The sequence below is a fragment of the Streptoverticillium reticulum genome (assembly GCF_047456005.1).
Lineage (GTDB): Bacteria > Actinomycetota > Actinomycetes > Streptomycetales > Streptomycetaceae > Streptomyces > Streptomyces reticulum.
The window spans coordinates 1,624,481-1,642,309 of record NZ_CP179755.1; the positions used below are offsets into that span (position 1 = coordinate 1,624,481).

The 17,829-nt window shown below is 70.9% G+C and carries 13 protein-coding genes; 4 read left to right on the forward strand and 9 right to left on the reverse strand.

The window, feature by feature from the left end; all coding sequences use genetic code 11:
* The first annotated feature begins 23 nt into the window (after positions 1-23).
* Positions 24-1,514 (forward strand): UbiD family decarboxylase, encoded by a 1,491-nt coding sequence (locus ACMATS_RS07440; RefSeq protein WP_414167379.1) that lies wholly within the window; start codon positions 24-26, stop codon positions 1,512-1,514.
* Positions 1,515-1,764: 250 nt separating this feature from the next.
* Positions 1,765-2,112, forward strand: coding sequence for a hypothetical protein (locus ACMATS_RS07445; RefSeq protein ID WP_414167380.1), 348 nt, complete (start codon positions 1,765-1,767; stop codon positions 2,110-2,112).
* A gap of 34 nt (positions 2,113-2,146) precedes the next feature.
* Here the strand turns inward: ACMATS_RS07445 and ACMATS_RS07450 are convergent, their stop codons facing one another.
* Together ACMATS_RS07450 and ACMATS_RS07455 are read right to left on the reverse strand one after the other, a co-directional pair.
* Entirely contained in the window at positions 2,147-3,343 is a 1,197-nt protein-coding gene (locus tag ACMATS_RS07450; protein ID WP_414167381.1) for an alpha/beta hydrolase family protein, read from the reverse strand.
* Positions 3,344-3,555: 212 nt separating this feature from the next.
* Positions 3,556-4,671 carry a helix-turn-helix domain-containing protein gene (locus ACMATS_RS07455; protein ID WP_414167382.1) on the reverse strand — a complete coding sequence of 372 codons (1,116 nt, stop codon included), beginning with the start codon at positions 4,669-4,671 and terminating at the stop codon, positions 3,556-3,558.
* A 204-nt stretch (positions 4,672-4,875) separates the two neighbouring features.
* Here ACMATS_RS07455 and ACMATS_RS07460 point away from each other — a divergent pair, with 204 nt between their 5' ends.
* On the forward strand, positions 4,876-5,124 hold the full coding sequence (locus tag ACMATS_RS07460; protein WP_391154847.1) for a hypothetical protein: 249 nt from the start codon (positions 4,876-4,878) through the stop codon (positions 5,122-5,124).
* A 207-nt stretch (positions 5,125-5,331) separates the two neighbouring features.
* Positions 5,332-7,440, forward strand: coding sequence for an NACHT domain-containing protein (locus ACMATS_RS07465; protein ID WP_414167383.1), 2,109 nt, complete (start codon positions 5,332-5,334; stop codon positions 7,438-7,440).
* Between the two features lie 98 nt (positions 7,441-7,538).
* Here ACMATS_RS07465 and ACMATS_RS07470 read toward each other — a convergent pair whose 3' ends face one another.
* The 7 genes from ACMATS_RS07470 to ACMATS_RS07500 all read right to left on the reverse strand — a co-directional run bounded on the left by ACMATS_RS07470 (position 7,539) and on the right by ACMATS_RS07500 (position 17,786).
* Positions 7,539-8,396, reverse strand: a complete 858-nt coding sequence (locus ACMATS_RS07470) for a catechol 1,2-dioxygenase (protein ID WP_414167384.1) — start codon at positions 8,394-8,396, stop codon at positions 7,539-7,541.
* Positions 8,389-9,378 carry a quinone oxidoreductase family protein gene (locus tag ACMATS_RS07475; RefSeq protein ID WP_414167385.1) on the reverse strand — a complete coding sequence of 330 codons (990 nt, stop codon included), beginning with the start codon at positions 9,376-9,378 and terminating at the stop codon, positions 8,389-8,391. The genes ACMATS_RS07470 and ACMATS_RS07475 overlap by 8 nt, the downstream gene beginning before the upstream one ends.
* The gene (gene asnB / locus ACMATS_RS07480) at positions 9,378-11,252 is read right to left on the reverse strand and encodes an asparagine synthase (glutamine-hydrolyzing) (protein WP_414167386.1); all 1,875 of its coding nucleotides are present in this window, start codon (positions 11,250-11,252) and stop codon (positions 9,378-9,380) included. Before asnB ends, ACMATS_RS07475 begins: the two co-directional genes overlap by 1 nt.
* A 1-nt stretch (position 11,253) precedes the next feature.
* Positions 11,254-12,795, reverse strand: a complete 1,542-nt coding sequence (locus ACMATS_RS07485; protein ID WP_414167387.1) for a 4-hydroxyphenylacetate 3-hydroxylase family protein — start codon at positions 12,793-12,795, stop codon at positions 11,254-11,256.
* Positions 12,792-13,616 carry a TauD/TfdA dioxygenase family protein gene (locus ACMATS_RS07490; RefSeq protein WP_414167388.1) on the reverse strand — a complete coding sequence of 275 codons (825 nt, stop codon included), beginning with the start codon at positions 13,614-13,616 and terminating at the stop codon, positions 12,792-12,794. Before ACMATS_RS07490 ends, ACMATS_RS07485 begins: the two co-directional genes overlap by 4 nt.
* A gap of 90 nt (positions 13,617-13,706) precedes the next feature.
* Positions 13,707-14,648, reverse strand: coding sequence for an L-tyrosine/L-tryptophan isonitrile synthase family protein (locus ACMATS_RS07495; RefSeq protein WP_391154835.1), 942 nt, complete (start codon positions 14,646-14,648; stop codon positions 13,707-13,709).
* Between the two features lie 171 nt (positions 14,649-14,819).
* Positions 14,820-17,786: an AfsR/SARP family transcriptional regulator gene (locus ACMATS_RS07500; RefSeq protein ID WP_414167389.1), complete on the reverse strand. Its 2,967-nt coding sequence runs from the start codon at positions 17,784-17,786 to the stop codon at positions 14,820-14,822.
* Between the last annotated feature and the right edge of the window lie 43 nt (positions 17,787-17,829).

A 17,829-nucleotide genomic window follows, 5' to 3' on the forward strand; every position in this document is an offset into this window, starting at 1 on the left:
CCCCACTGATTGAGGAACCGACCATGAATCATCTGACCAGCCTGCGCGACTATCTCGACGCACTGGCCAAACTTGACGACCTGCGCGTGATCGACGAGGAGGTGGACGTCGAGCTGGAGATCGGCGCCATCGCCCGCTACGCGACCGAGAACCGGGCGCCCGCGCACCTGCTCTCCCGCATCCGTGGCCACGAGCCCGGCTTCCGGGTGCTGACCGCCCCCGCCGCGCTGAGCAGCGACCCTAAGTACCCTTACGCGCGGGCCGCGCTGTCACTGGGCCTGGACCCGGAGACCCCGCCGCTGCGCCTGATGGACGGCCTGGTCGCGGCCCAGGCGGCGGAACCCGTGCCCCCGGTCGTGGTGCCGACGGGCCCGTGCCAGGAGAACGTCCTCCTGGGCGACGACGCCGACCTGACCCGCTTCCCGTTCCCGCTGCTGCACCAGGGCGACGGCGGCCGCTACGTCAACACCGTCGGCACGTTCGTGCTGCGCAGCCCCGACGGGAAGTGGACGAACTGGGGCATCGCCCGGACCATGCTCCACGACGCGCACCGCATGGCCACCTTCACCGGTTCGCCGCAGCACATCGGCGTCATCGACGACATGTGGCGGGAGCGCGGCGAGCACACGCCGTTCGCGCTGGTGCTCGGCGCCGAGCCGGCGGTCCCGTTCGTCTCCGCCATGTCGCTGCCCGAGCACGTGGACGAAGCCGCCTATCTGGGCGCGTACTTCGGGCACCCGCTGGAGGTCGTGCGCTGCAAGACGGTCGACCTGGAGGTCCCGGCGACCGCCGAGATCGTCATCGAGGGCTACATCGACCACGACGACCTCATCCCCGAGGGCCCGATGGGCGAGTACGCGGGCTACGTGCCCGAGCCGCACCAGTGGAACCTGCCCGCCTACCGCGTCACCGCCATCACGCACCGCAACGACCCGATCCTGCCGGTGGTGTGCGCGGGCAAGCCCGTCGACGAGGACCACACCCTCATCGGCCTGACCCACTCCGCCCGCTGGACCCACCACCTGCGCGAGAAGGGCATCCCGGTCACCGCGGCCTGGATGATCCCGGAGTCCGCCGTCCACGTCCTGGCGGTCACGGTGGACCGCGACTGGCGGGAGAAGACGGGGTTCGACTCGTCGGAGGAACTGTCCCGGGCGGTGGGCGAGGCCGTCAACGGCTTCCCGCACGGCGGGTGGTGGGTCACCCGCATCATGGTGCTCGACAACGACATCGACCCGACCGACCTGCGCGACGTCCTGTGGGGCTGGGCCACCCGCTCCCACCCGTCGGACGGCTCGCTCGTCCTGCACGACACGGCGATCATGCACATCATGGCGTGCTACACGGACGAGGAGCGGGCCACGGGCCTGGGCCCGACGGTCGTCTACGACTGCATCCGCGACCTGCGCAAGCTGCACAGCACGGCGTTCGCCGACAACTACCCGGAGGCGGTGCAGCGCCGGTCGCTGGACCTCATGTCGGGGGCGCGGCGGCCGGACGGGATGATCGGGTAGGGACTCACGCCAGCCAGTGAGGCGCCCGCCCCTGCAGAGTTGGGCCGCAGGGGCGGGCATTCGGTCAATGCGTCGGGGCTTGGGTGCGTCGGCCGGCTCGGCAATGTCGCATGACCGGCCGACTGGCGGCTGGGCCGCCGGGTTCGCGATCGTCCCCAACTCCTGTGAGTGATTGCGGTATCGATCCCACGACCAGAGGATCTATCGCGGATCGCCCGCACTCGGCGGCGACCGCACCTGGAGGCCACCCATGCCACGCCTGCCCTGGCTCGCCCGCACCAGCAGCGCCATCGGATCGCTCGGGGCCGCACTTGTCCTCGCAACCTCCGCTTCAGCAGCCACTCTTGGCACCTGCTCACTGCAGATCGACGACGGCACGGCCGTCAGCTCCCGGGAAGTCGCCGTCGGGCAGTGCGTCAATCCCTCCCTGACCACGCATATCCACAGCGTCGCCGTTGGCAGCAGGGCCGGTAGCGGGCGCGTGACCGTCTTCCAATCCCGTAACTGCACAGGCAACATCGTCAGGCAGGGCGCAAGCCCCATGTACTTCAACCCGCCCGTCAGCATCGGCTCGGTCCGCGTCGACTCCTGCCCCTGACACCGGGGGCCGGCCCGACGGACCGCCACACGCCTCAGGCCACGAACCCGACTTCCGGGTACCGCCGCGAAGCGCCCTCCAACAGATGCCCGGCATCGGCACGACCGAGCAGGTGCAGGTCGAAGAAGGCCCGCACGGTGGCCCGCACCGCCGCCACGGCGCGGGCCGCCGGAATGGTGCCGACCTGCGGGAAGCCGCCCTTCAGTTGCGGCGAGAGCGCCACGACGTCGGTGAAGGACAGGTGCTGCGCGTCGGCGAGCCGCAGGCAGCGGTGCCAGCCGCCGAGGTGCTTCCAGAACTCGGTCCACGCCGGGTCCTTCTGCAGACCGTCGTGGTCGGCGGTGTCCATGAGCAGGAACGGCCGGTCCAGCCCGCCCGTGACGACGGGGCCCCACAGCGTGCCGTCGAGGTCGATCCCGGCCCGCACCCGGCGGTCCTGGTACATGAGGGCCGCCGAGGACGCACCGCCGAGCGAGTGGCCGAACGCACCCACGCGGCCGAGGTCCAGGGTGCCGCGCAGACCGTGCGGCAGCCGGCGCCGCTCGGCGTCGGGGTTGCCGCCGCGGTCCAGGACGGCGAGGCAGTCGAGGACGAACCGCAGGTCGTCGGCGCGGACGGCGACGGCCTTCCTCATCTCGTCCTTGTCGCGCCCGACGACGGTACGCGTCTGGACGCGCCCGCCGGGGAACTCCACCTCGCCGGAGTCGTGCGGGTGGTCGACGGTGACGACGACGTAGCCCCAGGACACCAGGTCCTCGACGACGAGGGTGTTGAAGGAGCGGTCGGAGCCGAACCCCGGCGAGTACAGCAGCACCGGCCGACGCCCGTGCCGGGCGACCGGCGCGGTGTCGGCACTGTGGGTCATCGGCATCGCGTAGCCGTCGAGCTTGCCGGGGTACGTGTCCTTCACCGCACGGGCAGCGCCCTCCGACAGCCACGGCAGCATCGCGTGACCGCGGGTGCCGTGCGCCGGGTAGTGCAGGGTCGCCATCAGCTCACGCGGCTGCCCGGAGTCCGTCCACGGGTCCTTGCGGGCCAGGTCGACGAGGTGAAGCTGCACGGCACCGACATGCTCGGGCCCGGTGGGCCCGTCCAGGCGGAGGGGGGTGAGGGCCGGGGCGGGCGCGGTGGATGCGGGGGCGGCAACGGCGACGGGCGCGGCGGCACCTGCGGCGAGCACACCGAGGCCGGCGGCTATCAGGGTGCGGCGTGCGGGTCGGACGATCGACACGATGCTCCTTTCGACGGGCCGTCAGCCTAGGTCACGCCGTTGGGGGCAGGGTGGTTGGGCCACACCGGATTCATGGTTTCTGCCACCGGGGTGGTTGGTTCCGGTGACTGGTAGGCGGCATATTGCCAGAAAAGGGATGAACAGCAGGGCCCGTTGAGCTTCCGGTGTCAGAAACCACGATTCAGTCAGGCCGGCCCCAACTGGAGCCCCGCTCAAGCAGCCGGTACCTCGCGTGCCAGATCCGACAGCCAGTGAGGGGAGTCAGGAGCACGAATGATTTCGCACACTGTTGCCCGCAGCCTGCGTCGGCTCCGCCCGGAGGCAACGTTCTCGAGCAATGGAGGCAACGACAGCAGAGTGGACTCACATTCACGCCACGCTTGCCCGGATGCATAAGCCGCCAGCAGAGCAACACTATAGTAGAGGATCACACGCCTGTTTGAGTCGCTCTCGATGGCAAGCTCCAGGGCACGGCGCAGTTTTGGGACGGCTGCACTGGGCTCGCCGAGAGCCAGCAAGGCTTCACCTTCATGCCCTGCAAGTTCCCGGTCATCAACCCACCAGGTCCATGAAGGATCGCGAGTGGTGATCGAATCCGCCAACGCGCTTCTCGCAATGGCGAACTCGATCAAAGCCTCCTGCCGATGCCCTGCGTCCGCAAGCGCACGCGCCTTGCGGATGCGTGCAAGCAGCGCCACTCGGGGAGGCACCCGGGGTTCGTCAAGGATCCCCTCCGCGATACGAAGCGATTCCCCCGGCCGCTGGTTCTCGATCCCGTGCATGGCAAGCATGTCCAGGGCGAACCAACCCATGGGTTTATCTCCGGCATGCCGCGCCAGCATGTGTGATTCAAGGAAAGCTGTGCGTGACTCCCCTTGCTGACCTGCATCGAACAACAGCCATCCGGAAATCTCCGCCACTTCGGCCACAGTGGCCAGATATTCTGACTGAGCCTTGCCGGGAACCAAGCCAGCGTCCAAACGCTTTTGACCTGCCCGCCAGACCTGCACAGCAGCCTGTGCCACTGCGTCGCCACCGTACTTGTTGTCGTGATCTAGAAGGTACTCAACGCTGGTCCGCATATGCTCGATATCTGCATTAGCGCCAGTCGCGACACCAGCCCTGGCTGACTTCATGAACGCGGTCAACGACCCATCGGTGCCGAGAAGTTCATCCAGAGCCACTGCAAGCTGCTCGGAAGGCTGCTGCTTCCCGTTCAGCACCCTGGACAAGTAGGCCGGATCGTACCCAAGTTCGCGTGCAGCGGCTCTTATGGACAGCCCCTTGGACACCAGTGCGGCACGCACGCGGGAAGCGAAGTCGTTCATGACAACTCCAGGGTGTTGACCAGTGCCTCCGAGGATAGTCAACGCCAGTCAACTCCCGCGACGGCCTTGCGATCCGGTAGTCATGACGATGCCGAACCCCGGCGGCCGTGCAACTGGCCCCGGGGCGTGACCAACGCCGAGAAGGAGCGCCGACATGCGCAACCGTATCCGCCGCCGGCTCCAGCAGACCAGGGAGCCCCGCAAGTGACCCGTTCCGTCATGCGGTTCGCCCGCTGGAAGATCACATCCGTCAAGGTGCCCGGCAACCCCCTGGTGACGCACGAACTGTCCTGCGCCGCCTGCGAATCGAGCTCCGGGCCGTGCGCGGAGGTCGATACCGCCCTCGACTGGGCCATGGGGCACTCCGGTGCCAACCCGTCCCACACCGGCTACCGGGAGATCGCACGTCGGCACTGGAAGACCAGCCTGGAGGAACCGATCGTCTCACTGTGACCGCGGCCCATGGCCGTCGTTTTACTCTGCGTGCGTTGGCGATGGACGGCGACCTGGGCCCTGTGTGCCGCGGTCGCGTACGGGTTGATATCGGGGTGGCCACCGCGGGATCCGGCACGGATAACCGCTGCCGCTGCGGCACTGAGCAGCGTCCTTGCTCTGTTCGGAGTGGTGTCGGCGTGGGCCCGGCGCACCCGCAGGGGACGTGTGAACTCCCACAGTGGACAAGTCACGGACGCCGCCGAAGTGTTGGCCCGCACGGTCTGTCGGCAGTGGGAGGAAGAGGCGGCGCTCCGGCAGTTGTACGACCCGGCGCCGCTGCCTGTGGTCTGGTCGGACAGTTCCCACCCGGGAGTGTCCGACCACCGCCGACTGGTGGGCACCACTGTGGTCTGCCGGGCCGGCAACCCACAAGTACTGACCGCCATGTTCGGGTCACTTGCGCGTCAGCGCCTTGTCGTACTGGGGTCGGGAGGATCGGGGAAGACGACTTTCGCCCTCCTGCTGATGCTCGCCCTGCTGCGCACACGCACCACCGGCGACCCGGTGCCGGTGCTCTTCTCACTCTCCTCCTTCGATCCCGCACGCGAGTGCGCCAGGAGCTGGCTGCGCCGCCGCTTGACCGTGGACTACCCGGCGATAGCCGACGCCGAGACCTACGGTGCCAGCGCCATCGAGGACCTCCTCACCGAGCACCGCCTGATCCCCGTGCTCGACGGTCTGGACGAACTCCCCGAACGAAGCCGGGCAGCGGCCCTGACCTCCCTCAACGGCACCCTGCCGTCCCACACTCCTCTCGTCCTCACCTGCCGCACCGACGACTACGTACGGGCGGTGGCGGAGAGCAGCGTCCTGACCGGAGCAGCGGTCCTGGAGCCCGCACCCGTACGCACCAGCGATGCCCTCGCCCTGCTGAGGCTGGCCACGCCACCGGGACCGCGCCAGCACGGCTGGGACACCCTGGCCAAGCACCTCGACCACGAGCCGGACGCCCCCGCCGCACAGGCCCTGACCAGCCCGCTGATGGTGGCCCTGGCCCGGTCCGTCTACGCCGACAACGACAACGACCCCGCCGAACTCGCCGACACCCAGCGCTTCTCCGCGCCCATCGACATCGAGCGTCACCTCCTCGACGCGCTGATACCCACCCTCTATCGCCGTGCCCGTCAGCAACACCCCGCCCGCAGCTGGGACCCCCGGCAGGCCTGCGACCACCTCGCCCGACTCGCCGCGGGGATGTGCGCCCAGGGCACCTACGACCTGGCGTGGTGGCAGCTCTACCGATGGACACCGGCCCTCGCCAGGCCATGGCGGCGTTCATGGACATGGGCTCTGGTCACCTGCATCGGACTGCTGCTGACCACGTCGATCCTGGTGACCGTCCTGGACATGCACTCATGGCCGGAGATCCAGCGGTGGTCCACCCTGTCGGCACTCGAAGTCCTGATCAACGTTCCCATGATGGGCCTCAGCGGCCTGATCACCAGACGGGAACGCAGCATGACCCGTGCAGCCGCCCTGGCTGCCGCCATCGCCGTGTCCGGTGGACTTGCGGCGACACCAGCAGGTCTGTACTACTACCACGGCTTTCCCGGAACGCTGCTCGTCGCCGCCATCGGTTTCCCCTGCTTCAGCCTGTGGCTCGTACTGCTCGGCGTCGGGCTGCCGACGCCTCCTCATATGCCCAGTCGGCGTCGCCCTGCCCGGGGACGCCGGCGCGGTCAACTGCTCCGCGCACTTGTACTCGTCGTCGGCGTCGCCACCATCTGTCAGACCTTCTACGCCGGATACACCCTTGCCGGGTACGGAACTGTCCTTCCGCCCGGAACCGTGCCATGGGGCCTGGTGATCGGCACCATGACCGGTACAGGGCTGGCCGCTCTGAAATGGGTCCGTGACCCGTCCACTGCTGAAGACGTGGCAACGGCCACGTCCTCCGTCCAAGCCGATCGCCTGATTTCGCTGATCAGCGGAGCGGCCTGCATGGTGGTCTACTGCATCGCCGATGGCGCGGCGCGGGTCATGCCCTGGGAATCGTCCGACCCGTGGCGCACCACCGTCTTCGCGGCCGTCAACGGGGGCATCCTCGGTGCCGCCAACGCCCTGGCCGCCCACTCCTGGCCCCACTACACCATCGCCCGCCTGCTCCTCGCCGCCCGCAGCCAACTCCCCTGGCGGCTCCAGGCGTTCCTCGCCGACGCGCACCGGCTCGGCATCCTCCGCCAGGTCGGCCCCGTCTACCAGTTCCGCCACGCCCACCTCCAGGACCACCTCGCGCAGTCGGGCCCCCGCCACCATGACGGGGGCCCTTCCTAAGTGCTTCCGACAGCAAAAACCCCGAATTTCCGCACGCAAAAACGAGGGTTTCCGCTGTCGGAAGCAACTGCCCCCCCCCCCCCCCCCCCGAACCGGCCCTACCGGTCGAACCAGACGTGCACCTGCCCCGTCCCGATCCCGTTCTCGTACTCCCCGAAGCGGCGCCCCCGCCCCCGCCAGGACTCGCCGCCCAACGCCCCGGCCAGCATCAGGTAGTGGCCGAACCGGGCCTCGGGTGCGTACCGCAGGTACTCCGGCATGGTGCCGATCACGCGATCGTGCCGGCCCTCCTCCAGCCACGCGATGCGCTGTTCGTCCGCCGCCCGCGCCTCCGCGGTGACGATGTGCGCCGGGTCCCCGGCCATCCGGTTGCGCAGTTCGGCCAGCGGCCAGAAACGGTGGGACAGGCCGCCCGAGGCGACGAGCAGCACCCGCCGCTCCACGCTCCCGATCGCCTCTCCCACGCACGCGCCGATCCGCAGGAAGTCCTCGGTCGTGGCCGTCTGGCACACCGACACCGACACCCACGGCTTGTCCGGCTTCCCCAGGTACGTCCAGAGATTGAGCGTCGCGTAGTGGATCGGTAGGTAAGGATCATCATTCGCACTCACCCACAGCGAGCGCTTCTCCGCCAACTCCGCAACCGCACCCGCCAGTTCCGGGTCCCCCGGCACGTCGTACGGCAGCCGGCTGATCGCGCCCGGCATCTCGTCCGAGGTGAACAGGCCCTCGCGGCGCGCATGGGAGGTGATCACCGCCTCCGTCGTCGTCGCCCAGTGCGAGTCGAAGACGACCACCGTGTCGTACTCCGCCGCCTCGATCACCTCGCTCCGGAGCCGCTCCAGGCCCGTCGCCAAGCTGAAGTCACGGCCGCCGTTCTCCTTCAGCCGCATCTCCTCCGGGAACATGATGACGGGTGCGTGCGAGAGCAGGCCCGCACCGGTGACCTCACCCATGGTCCGCCTCCGGCACCAGCAGGAGCTTGCCGCTCGTGCGCCGCGCCGCCAAATCCGTGTGCGCCCGGTGCGCCTCCGGCAGCGGGTACGTCCCGCTGACCGTGAACGTCAGCGTGCCGTCCAGCAGGCCGGCGAACACCTCGCCCGCGCGCCGCTCGAACTCCTCGACCGTGGCCCGGAAGTGCTCCAGGTACGGGCGCGTCAGGGTCAGCGAGCCGCCCCACAGCAGCCGCATCACGTCGACGGGCGGCACCGCCCCGCTCGCGCCGCCGAAGAGGACGAGCGTGCCGCGCATCCTCAGCGAGGCGAGGCTGGCGTCGAAGGTGGCGGCGCCGACGCCGTCGTACACCGCGTGCACGCCCTTGCCGTCGGTGAGGCGGCGCACCTCGGCGGCCAGGTCCTCGGTCTCCGTGTAGCGGAGGACTTCGTCCGCGCCGTTGGCCCGGGCCAGCTTCTCCTTCTCCTCCGTCGACACCGTGCCGATGACGCGCACGCCGCGCCGCTTGAGCAACTGCGTGAGCAGCAGCCCCACTCCACCCGCCGCTGCGTGCACGAGCACCGTCTCGCCCTCGCGCGCCGGGTAGGAGTCATGAGCGAGGAAGTGGGCGGTCATGCCGTGGACGAGCACGCCGCCCGCGGTGCGCAGGTCGAGGCCGTCGGGCACGACGATCGCCTTGTCCTCCGGGACGAGGAGGCGCTCCGCGTAGCTGCCGAGGACGGTCGTCCAGGCGACCCGGTCGCCGGGCTCGAAGCGGGTCACCCCGAGGCCGACGGCCAGGACGGTGCCCGAGCCCTCCTCGCCCGGTATGCACGGCACGGGCAGCGGGTAGCGGCCTTCCCGTCGGTACAGGTCGATGAAGTTGACGCCGGCCGCGGCGAGTTCGACGAGGATCTGGCCCTCGCCGGGGGCCTCCGGGTCCGGCTTCTCGACGTACAGCTGGACCTCGGGCCCGCCCGTCTCGCGGATCTCGATCGCGTGCATCAGTGGGTGCTTCCCTTCACATCGGTCAACTCGACCTGGTACGTGCGCAGCCAGTCGTCGAGACGGACGGTGGACTCCACGAGGATCCGCTCGAACTCGGACAGGCTGCCGGTGGCGGTCTTGGCGGTGAGACGGCGTACGGCGTCACCGTCGAGGAACGGGCTCAGCGGCGCCTCGCCCTCGCCGGTCGCCGTGGCGAGGCCGGTGATGAGGGCGCGGTCGTAGGCGGGGTCCTGGATCGAGGGGTAGGCGGCCTTCTTGCGGCGCAGCACCGACTCGGGCAGCAGGTCGGCGGCCGCCGCGCGCAGCAGCGCCTTCTCCTCGCCGCTGAAGGTCTTCATCTCCCAGGGGACGTTGAAGACGTACTCGACGAGGCGGTGGTCGCAGAACGGGACCCGCCCCTCCAGGCTGCTGGCCATTCCCATGCGGTCCTTCTTGTCCAGCAGGATGGGCAGCCACCGTGTGAGGGTGACGTAGCCGAGTTCGCGCGTGCGGCGCTCCTCCGCGTTCTCCCCCTCCAACTGCGGGACTTCGGCGAGGGCCGTGCGGTACAGGTCGGCCTGGTACTCCTCCAGGTCGATCCCGTCGACGAACCAGGGGTGGAACAGGTTGCGCGGGTCGAGGCCGCGGTGGGCGCCCAGCTTGAGCCAGGGGAAGGTGTCGGCGCTGCGCGCCCCCGGGTCGGAGAACCACAGGTAGCCTCCGAAGACCTCGTCGGCGCCCTCGCCGGACAGTGCCACGGTGGCGTGCTCGCGCACGGCGGCGAACAGCAGGTACAGCGAGACGTCCAGGTCGGCGAAGTTGAACGGCAGGTCCCAGGCACCGAGGACGGTGCGGCGGACGGCGGGGTCCAGCAGCCGGCCCCGGTCGAGGACGATGGCGTGGTGGTCGCTGCCCACGTGCCGGGCGACTTCCAGCGCGTACGGGCCGTCCGGCGTCGGCCGGATGGGGTCGGCCTGGAAGTTCTCGGTGTGGCCGGTGAAGTCGACGGAGAACGTGGACAGTTGCCCGCCGTCCGCGGCACGGGCGCGTGCCGCGAGCGCCGTGACGGTGCTGGAGTCCAGGCCGCCGGACAGCAGCGAGACCAGCGGCACGTCCGCGACCATCTGGCGCGGCACGATGTCGTCGAGCAGGTCGCGGACGGTGGCGATGGTGGTGCGCAGGTCGTCGGTGTGCGGCCGGGACTCCAGGGCCCAGTAGCGCTCCTCGCGGATGCCGTCGCGGCCGACGCGCAGCAGGTGGCCGGGCTTGACCTCGTGCATGCCGCGGAAGGGGACGCGTCCGGGGGTGCGCAGGAACAGCAGCGCGTCGCACAGCTCCTCCGCTCCCGCGGTGGCCTGCGCCAGCGGGTTGGCGAGGATCGCCTTGGGCTCGGAGCCGAACAGCACGCCGTCGGATGTGGGGTAGTAGAAGAGGGGCTTGACGCCCAGCCGGTCCCGTACGAGGAGGAGTTCCTCGCGGGCGGTGTCCCAGATTGCGATGGCGTACATGCCGTTGAGGCGGTGGACGAAGTCCGTGCCCCACTGGAGGTAGGCGCGCAGGGCGACCTCGGTGTCGCTGCGGGTGGTGAACCGGTGGCCCAGCAGGGCGAGTTCCTCGCGCAGTTCCCGGAAGTTGTAGATCTCGCCGCCGTAGGAGATCACGGCCCGGGGCGTGCCGTCGCGGGGGCCGGGCTCGGGGGTGCGCATCGGCTGCGTGCCGTGTTCGAGGTCGATGATGGCGAGGCGCCGGTGGCCGAGGGCGGCGTGGGTGTCGAGCCAGGTGCCGCCCGCGTCGGGCCCTCTCGCGATCAGGGTCCGGGTCATGGCCTCGACGGCCAGGGTCTGGCGGGTGAGGTCGCGGGTGAAGTCCACCCATCCGGTGATGCCGCACATGTCAGGTGACCTCGTTTCCGGGCAGGCCGGTCCGGTCGAGCCAGGGGCCGCGGCGCCAGCCGTCGATGTCGTAGTCGTCGAGGCAGTCCTGCACCATGGCCTCGTAGCGGGCGAGGCTGCCGCGGCGGGTCGCCCAGCGCAGGGCGTCGAGGCGGATCTGCTCGCCGTTGCCCGAGTAGTTGCGCTCGTACAGTTCGTGCCGGCCGCCGAACTCGGTGCCGATGGCGTCCCAGACCAGCTTGAGCAGCTTGATGCGGTCGACGGCACTGGAGTCGGATCCGCGGTAGAAGCGGTCGATGAGCGGCCGCAGTTCGGGGTTGGCCAGGTCGCGGCCGCTGGAGGGCACGGCGAGGGGCGCGCCGCCGAGGGTGGTCTCGAACAGCTCGTGGACCCGTTCCCACACCTGCGCGTTGTACATCCGCATCGCGGAGGCGTGCTCCAGGCGCGGCACGACGGTGCCGCCGCTGCCGGGCTCGGGGTCGTACGCCATGGCCGAGGTGAGCGCCCACACCATGTCCCGCATGGTGATCAGCTCGCCGACGGCGGCCTGCACGCCGCGGAACTCGTCGGTGCCGTTGGCCTTGGTGCCGCGGGAGAGCAGCCCGGCCATCAGCTCCAGTTTGACGCTCAGCCGGGTGCCGGACTGGAAGTTGTAGAGGTTGGGGAAGCCGGAGGTGGCGTAGAAGCCGGTGGCGCGCGGGATGTCGCGGTGGACGAGGACGTCCTCCCAGGGGATCAGGGCCTCGTCGAGCAGCAGCACGGCGTCGTTCTCGTCGAACCGGCTGCTCAGCGGGTAGTCGAACGGATCGCCCTGCCCGTAGGGGGTGCGGCAGACCAGCTTCACGCCGGGGTTGTCCATGCGGACGAAGAAGACGAGCGCGAAGGCCTCCGCCTTGCCGGGTACGAGGGCGGCCGAGCCGACGGGGGCGACGAAGCCCGCGTTGGTGATCGCGGAGCCGGTGGCCAGCATCTTGGCCCCGCTGACCACGACTCCGGCGTCCGTCTCGCGCACGGCGTGCACGAAGACGTCCTCCATGTCGTGGATCGGCTGCTTGCGGTCGACCGGCGGGTTGATGATGACGTGGTTGAGATAGAGCGCCTTGCTCGCGAACTCGCGGTACCACGCGGTGGCGTTGTCGGCGAACGGGCCGTAGTAGTCGGCATTGACGCCGAGGCCCGCCATGAACGACGCCTTGTACTCGGGGGTGCGTCCGAGGAACCCGTAGCCCATCCGCGCCCAGGTGGCGATCGCCTCGCGGGCCTCGACGAGCTCGGCCGCCGAGCGGCTGGGCTTGAAGAACTTGTGGGTGCGGATGCCGGTGTCCGCGTCGACGCCGGTGAGCACGTCGGCGGTGGCCGGGTCGTGCAGGGCGTCGTACAGCCGGGCCACGGACAGCGCGGAGTTGCGGAAGGCGGGGTGGGTGGTGACGTCCTTGACGCGCTCGCCGTTGAGATACACCTGACGGCCGTCGCGCAGGCTCTCCAGGTAGGCGTCACCGGTCATGAGGTCATTGGTGCCAGGGGTGGCATGGGTGGCAGTCATCGCACCAGTCCAGGGTTGTCGAGGGCGGGGGTGCCGAGCACCTGGACGCGGCGCAGGTGCCGGGGGGCGCCGCTGGTGAAGGCGTTACGGCCGTGCAGGAGCGTGTAGTTGTCGGTGATGACGACGTCGCCGGTCTGCCAGGTGTGGGCGTACAGGTGCGCGGGATCGTACAGCGCGGCGCGCAGGCCGGTGTGGAACTCGGCGAGTTGGTCCTCCGGGAGGCCGGTGAAGGCCAGGTCCGGGTGATTGACGAAGCCGGCGTCGTCGGCCGCGGTGGGCTCGTTGTAGCGGATGACCGGGGTGCCGGTGACGGGGTGGGCGTCCACGACGGGCGAGACGGTGACGCTGTCGTAGTACTCCATCGTGCGCTGATAGGTGCCGGTCACCTGGGACCAGCGGGCGGCCGTCTCCGGGTCGGTGTTCTCCAGCACGGCGGCGGTCTGGGAGAACGTCGTCTCACCGCCGTTGCCGGGGCCGGGGGCGTGGACGCACTGGAACACCTGGAACTCGGGGATCTGTTCGCGGTACATGCCGTCCCAGTGCATGGGCATGTGGCTGTGGTCGAAGATGTGGTCCTCGGGCTTCTCCTGCTCGACGAGCTCGAGCACGGTCCCGAAGGGCCAGACGCTGAGCTCGCCGAAGCCCTCGCAGTACGCGGACAGTTCGCCGGGCGTGGCGAAGACGTCGAACCCGCGGAGGAGCACGAGATGGTGCTCCCGGACGAGCGCACGCAGCGCGGGCACGTCGAGGGAGGTGACGGGCGTGCCGGCTTCGGGCGCGTGGATGGCGCGCCCGAAGGGCGTGATGGGGGTGGTGTTCATGGGTGTTCTCCAGTGGTGTACATGGGGCTGCGCCCCGTAAGGGGCGCGGGGAACTGCGCGACCAGCCCAAGCCGACCCGCAGACGCAGAACTAGAGCACGTAGTGGGTGGCGCGCCCGCCGACGAACACAGCCCGTGCGCCGGCCCGTTCGGCCTCCGCACGCTTCATGAGCGTGTGCCGCCCGTCCTGCTCGACGGCAACGGAGTGCCACGGCGTAAGCCACGCGTCCGGCGTATCGCCGAGCAGAATGCCGATCTTCTCCGTGCTGCAGGGCTGCGGATGGATCGACAAACGGATGGCCGACGGGAAGAGTCGGCCCAGCAGGTCTCCCCAGGCCCTGCTGCGCTGGATGACCCGGTAGGCCAGATCCCGGCACCGCCGCTGCAGCGCGGACCGCGTCCCCGTGTAATCCGGACCGGACAGGTCCTCCAGCATGAACCGGGTGATGCCGCGGTACATGGCGAGCGGGGCGCCGCCCGCGCGGACTTCGGCGCGCAGTTCGTCGAGCGTCGGGGCGTAGGCGGTGGAGAGCATGGTGCGCATCTCCTCGTGCCCGGCGCCGCTGTAGACGTCGTCGAGGGTGAACTGTTCGAGGTGACCGGCGCCGATCCTGGTGATCATGCGGTCGAGTTCGCGGGCGTAGGCGGTGACGTTCTCGTCGCTCACGCCGAGGAGGTCGTTGAACACGCGTCCGTCGGAGCAGATGGTGATGGCCGCTCCGGGCGGGTAGATCTCGCCGATGCGCTCGCACAGTTCGTTCAGGAAGCGCAGGGCGAGTTCCTCGGCGAGGTCGGGCAGCGGGCCCAGGACCTTGGCCGGGTTGGGGGACTTCGTGGGGAAGGCGGGCAGCACGAAGTCGATGCGCCGCCCGCTCTCCATGGCGCTGCGGACCGTGTCCAGGTGGTGCCTGGCGCACCGCAGGCAGACCCTTCCGGTGCAGCCTCCGTCGCGCATTCTGCGCTGGTGCGCCAGGACCTCCCGGATGACTTCTATGGAAACCAGCTCGATATCGGGTGCGGCGAGATCGGACACCGCGCCTCCCTTCGTGGACTGGCTCCCACCGTGCTCGGCGTGCGCATGAGAAACGCACAAGGCCTGCGCAGTTGTCCGGTGCGTGATCGCGCCCCGTCAGGGGCGCGGGGAACTGCGCGAGCAACCACGCACGGCCCGCAGCCGACGACGCACCGCCTTCCCGCAGAGCGCTCAGGCACGCGCCGGCGGCCCCCCGAGCTCCCGCTGGGCGAGCCCCGCCCAGTACGGCATGCGCAGGCTGCGGAACCCGGTCAGGGCCCGGTTGAGGTGGTCGGCCGCGGCGCCGAGGTCGCCGAGTGCGGTGTGGGCGCGGCCGAGCCAGTAGTCGGTGAAGGCGGTGCCGCGGCGTTCGCCGAGCTCGGTGAAGACGGCGGCCGCCGCGCGGAGCGGGCCCAGTGCCCGGGCGGCGGCGGCCGGTCCGGGGCCGTGCTCGGCGTGTGCACGGCCGAGGGTCATCAGCGCGTAGGCCTCGCCGGGGCGGTGCCGCACCTTGCGGAAGAGGACGAGGGCGCGGTCGAGGTGGCCGGCGGCCCGGTCGGTGCGGCCGGCGGAGAGTTCGGCCCAGGCGAGCAGTTGCAGGATGTCGGCGAGGGCGAGCGGGTGTCCGAGGCGCTCGGCCGTCTCCAGGGCGGGTGCCAGGGTGTCGACGGCCTCGGCCCCGCGCCCCTGGCAGACGAGCGCGAAGGCGAGGCTGCGCAGGGCGATGACGCGGCCGTGCTCGTCGCCGAGCCGGCTCATCACGGCGACGGCGGAGGCCGCGTCGTCGTGGGCGAGGTCCGCCATGCCCCGGTCGGCGACGGCGATGCTGCGGTGGATGCGCAGCCGGGCGGCGTGGTGCGCCTCCCCCAGTTCGTCCAACTGCGCGATGGCGGTGGCGTACCGGGTCATGGCGTCGTCCACGCGGCCGCGGACGCCCGAGACGCGGGCGAGGGAGCCCTGGGCGACCGCGGCGGCGACGGTGTCGCCGACCGCTTCGGCGCAGGCGAGTGCGGCCCGTGCCACGTGTTCCCACTCGTCCCACCAGTTCCGTACGTGGCAGACGTCCTCCATGGCGGAGGCGAGCGCGGCGGCGTGCGTGCAGTATCCGGACTCCGATGCGAACTGGGCCGCGGTGACGAGGTTGGTGCGCTCCCCCTCCAGCCATCCGACCAGGTCTCCCTCGACCTGCGGGAGTTGGTCGCCGGTGCCGCCGCGGATGAGCTGGTGGCCGGCCGCGCGGACCCGGGAGAGCCAGCCGTCCAGGACCCGGGCCACCGCGGCCTGCCGGCCGGCCTCCGGTTCCTCGGCGAGGGCGCGTTCGGCGGCGTAGACGTGGAGCAGGTCGTGCATCCGGAAGCGCGGCTGGCCCTGGACGTCGATGCCCTCGACCTGGAGCAGGTTCGCGTCGAGCAGGACGTCCGTCGCGTCGTCCGGGTCGGGGGCGCCGAGCAGGGCGGCGAGGGCCCAGCCGGGGAACTCCGGCGAGGGGAGCATGCCGACGGCGCGGAACGCGCGGGCGGCGTCGGGCGCCAGGCCGTGGTAGCTGGCGGCGACGCTGGTGCGGACGGCGAGGTCGCCGACGGTGAGCTCCGCCAGCAGGGTCTGTTCGTCGGCGAGCCGGTCGGCCAGGCGCCCGATCCGCCAGTGCGGGCGGCTCGCGAGTCGTGCCGCGGTGACCCGCAGGGCCAGCGGCAGTCCGGCGCAGCTGGCCAGGATCCGCTCGGTCTCGGCCGGTTCGGCGGCGAGCCGCCGGGGGCCGACGATGCGCTGCAGCAGGTCCTGCGCCTCCGCGTCGTCGAACGGGTCGATGTCGACGAGTTCCGCGCCGGTCAGTCCGGTCAGCCGGGCCCGGCTGGTGACCAGGGCCGCGGAGCCCGGGGTGCCGGGCAGCAGCGGACGGATCTGGGCCTCGTCGCGGGCGTCGTCGAGCAGCACCAGCACCTTGCGGCCGGACAGCAGCGAACGGAACATCGCCGCGCGGTCCTCGGTCGCCTCGGGGATGGACGAGCCGGAGACGCCCAGACTGAGCAGCAGGTCGGCGAGGATCGCGCCGGCGTCGCGGTGGGGGCCGCGGGCGCCGTCCAGGTGCAGGAAGAGCCGGCCGTCGGGGAAGGCGTCCCGCATCCGGTGGGCGAGCCGGGTCGCGAGGGTCGTCTTGCCGACGCCGGGCAGGCCGGTGAGGACGACGACGGGCACGGCGCAGGGCGAGCCCGTCCGGAAGGGCGCACCGGGCGACGGGTCGAGCAGCCCGCGGGCTCGCGCCAGCACCCGGTCCCGGCCGACGAAGTCGGTCTCGTCGGCGGGGAGTTGGCTTCTGAACTGCCAGACGACCCCGGCGTGCACGGGCGGGGCGGGGTCGGGCGGGGCGCCCAGTGCGGGGTCGCGGGCGAGCACGGCGCGGTGCAGGCGGCGGAGTTCGGAGCCGGGTTCGAGGCCGAGTTCGTCGCGCAGGACGGCGCGGGCGCGGGCGTAGGACTTCAGGGCGTCGCCCGGGCCGTGCCAGCGGTACTGAGCAACCATCAGCCGGGCCCACAGGGACTCGCGCAGCGGGTAGCGGGCCACTTCCGTGCGCAACAGGCCGGTCAGCTCGCGGGGTTCGCCGAGCGCCAGCCGGGCCTCGGCGTAGTCCTCGAGTGCGGCCAGCCGCGCCTCCTCGATGCGGGCGGCCTCGATGTGCAGGGCGTCGTGGTGCACGACGCCTTCGTACGGGGCGCCGCGCCACAGCGCCAGCGCCTCCTGCAGGGCCTGGGCCGCGGCCCGGTGTTCCCCGCCGGCCAGGGCGGCGCGGCCCCGCGCGGCGAGCTCGTCGAACCGGTGCAGGTCCAGTTCGCCGTTGCGCAGCTGCAGCCGGTAGCCGCCGTGGCCGAGGCTCAACCTGTCCTCTCCGGAGGCCGGGTTGAGCACTCGGCGCAGGACGGCTACGTAGCTGCGGACGTTGGCCTGGGCCGACGCGGGCGGGGCCACGCCCCAGACCGCGTCGCTCAGCCGGTCCACGGAGACCGGGGTCCCGGCGTTGACGAGCAGCATCGCGAGCAGGGTCCGCTGTTTGGGGCCGCCGAGCGGCAGGGCACGGCCGTCGGCAAGCGCCGCCAGGGGCCCCAGCACCTTGAACTCGACGCGCGGAAGCTCCACCGCAGGACCGCCCTTCTGTGGCCGCACGGCAGGGAGCGTGCGCACTCTTTACGTAAGGTTCGAACAACGA

Bases quoted from the DNA above. Each gene is read 5' to 3' on its own strand.
- ACMATS_RS07440 (WP_414167379.1), top strand. From the start codon at position 24: ATGAATCATCTGACCAGCCTGCGCGACTATCTCGACGCACTGGCCAAA.
- ACMATS_RS07445 (WP_414167380.1), top strand. From the start codon at position 1,765: ATGCCACGCCTGCCCTGGCTCGCCCGCACCAGCAGCGCCATCGGATCG.
- ACMATS_RS07455 (WP_414167382.1), bottom strand. From the start codon at position 4,671: ATGAACGACTTCGCTTCCCGCGTGCGTGCCGCACTGGTGTCCAAGGGG.
- ACMATS_RS07470 (WP_414167384.1), bottom strand. From the start codon at position 8,396: ATGGGTGAGGTCACCGGTGCGGGCCTGCTCTCGCACGCACCCGTCATC.
- ACMATS_RS07475 (WP_414167385.1), bottom strand. From the start codon at position 9,378: ATGCACGCGATCGAGATCCGCGAGACGGGCGGGCCCGAGGTCCAGCTG.
- asnB (WP_414167386.1), bottom strand. From the start codon at position 11,252: ATGTGCGGCATCACCGGATGGGTGGACTTCACCCGCGACCTCACCCGC.
- ACMATS_RS07485 (WP_414167387.1), bottom strand. From the start codon at position 12,795: ATGACTGCCACCCATGCCACCCCTGGCACCAATGACCTCATGACCGGT.
- ACMATS_RS07490 (WP_414167388.1), bottom strand. From the start codon at position 13,616: ATGAACACCACCCCCATCACGCCCTTCGGGCGCGCCATCCACGCGCCC.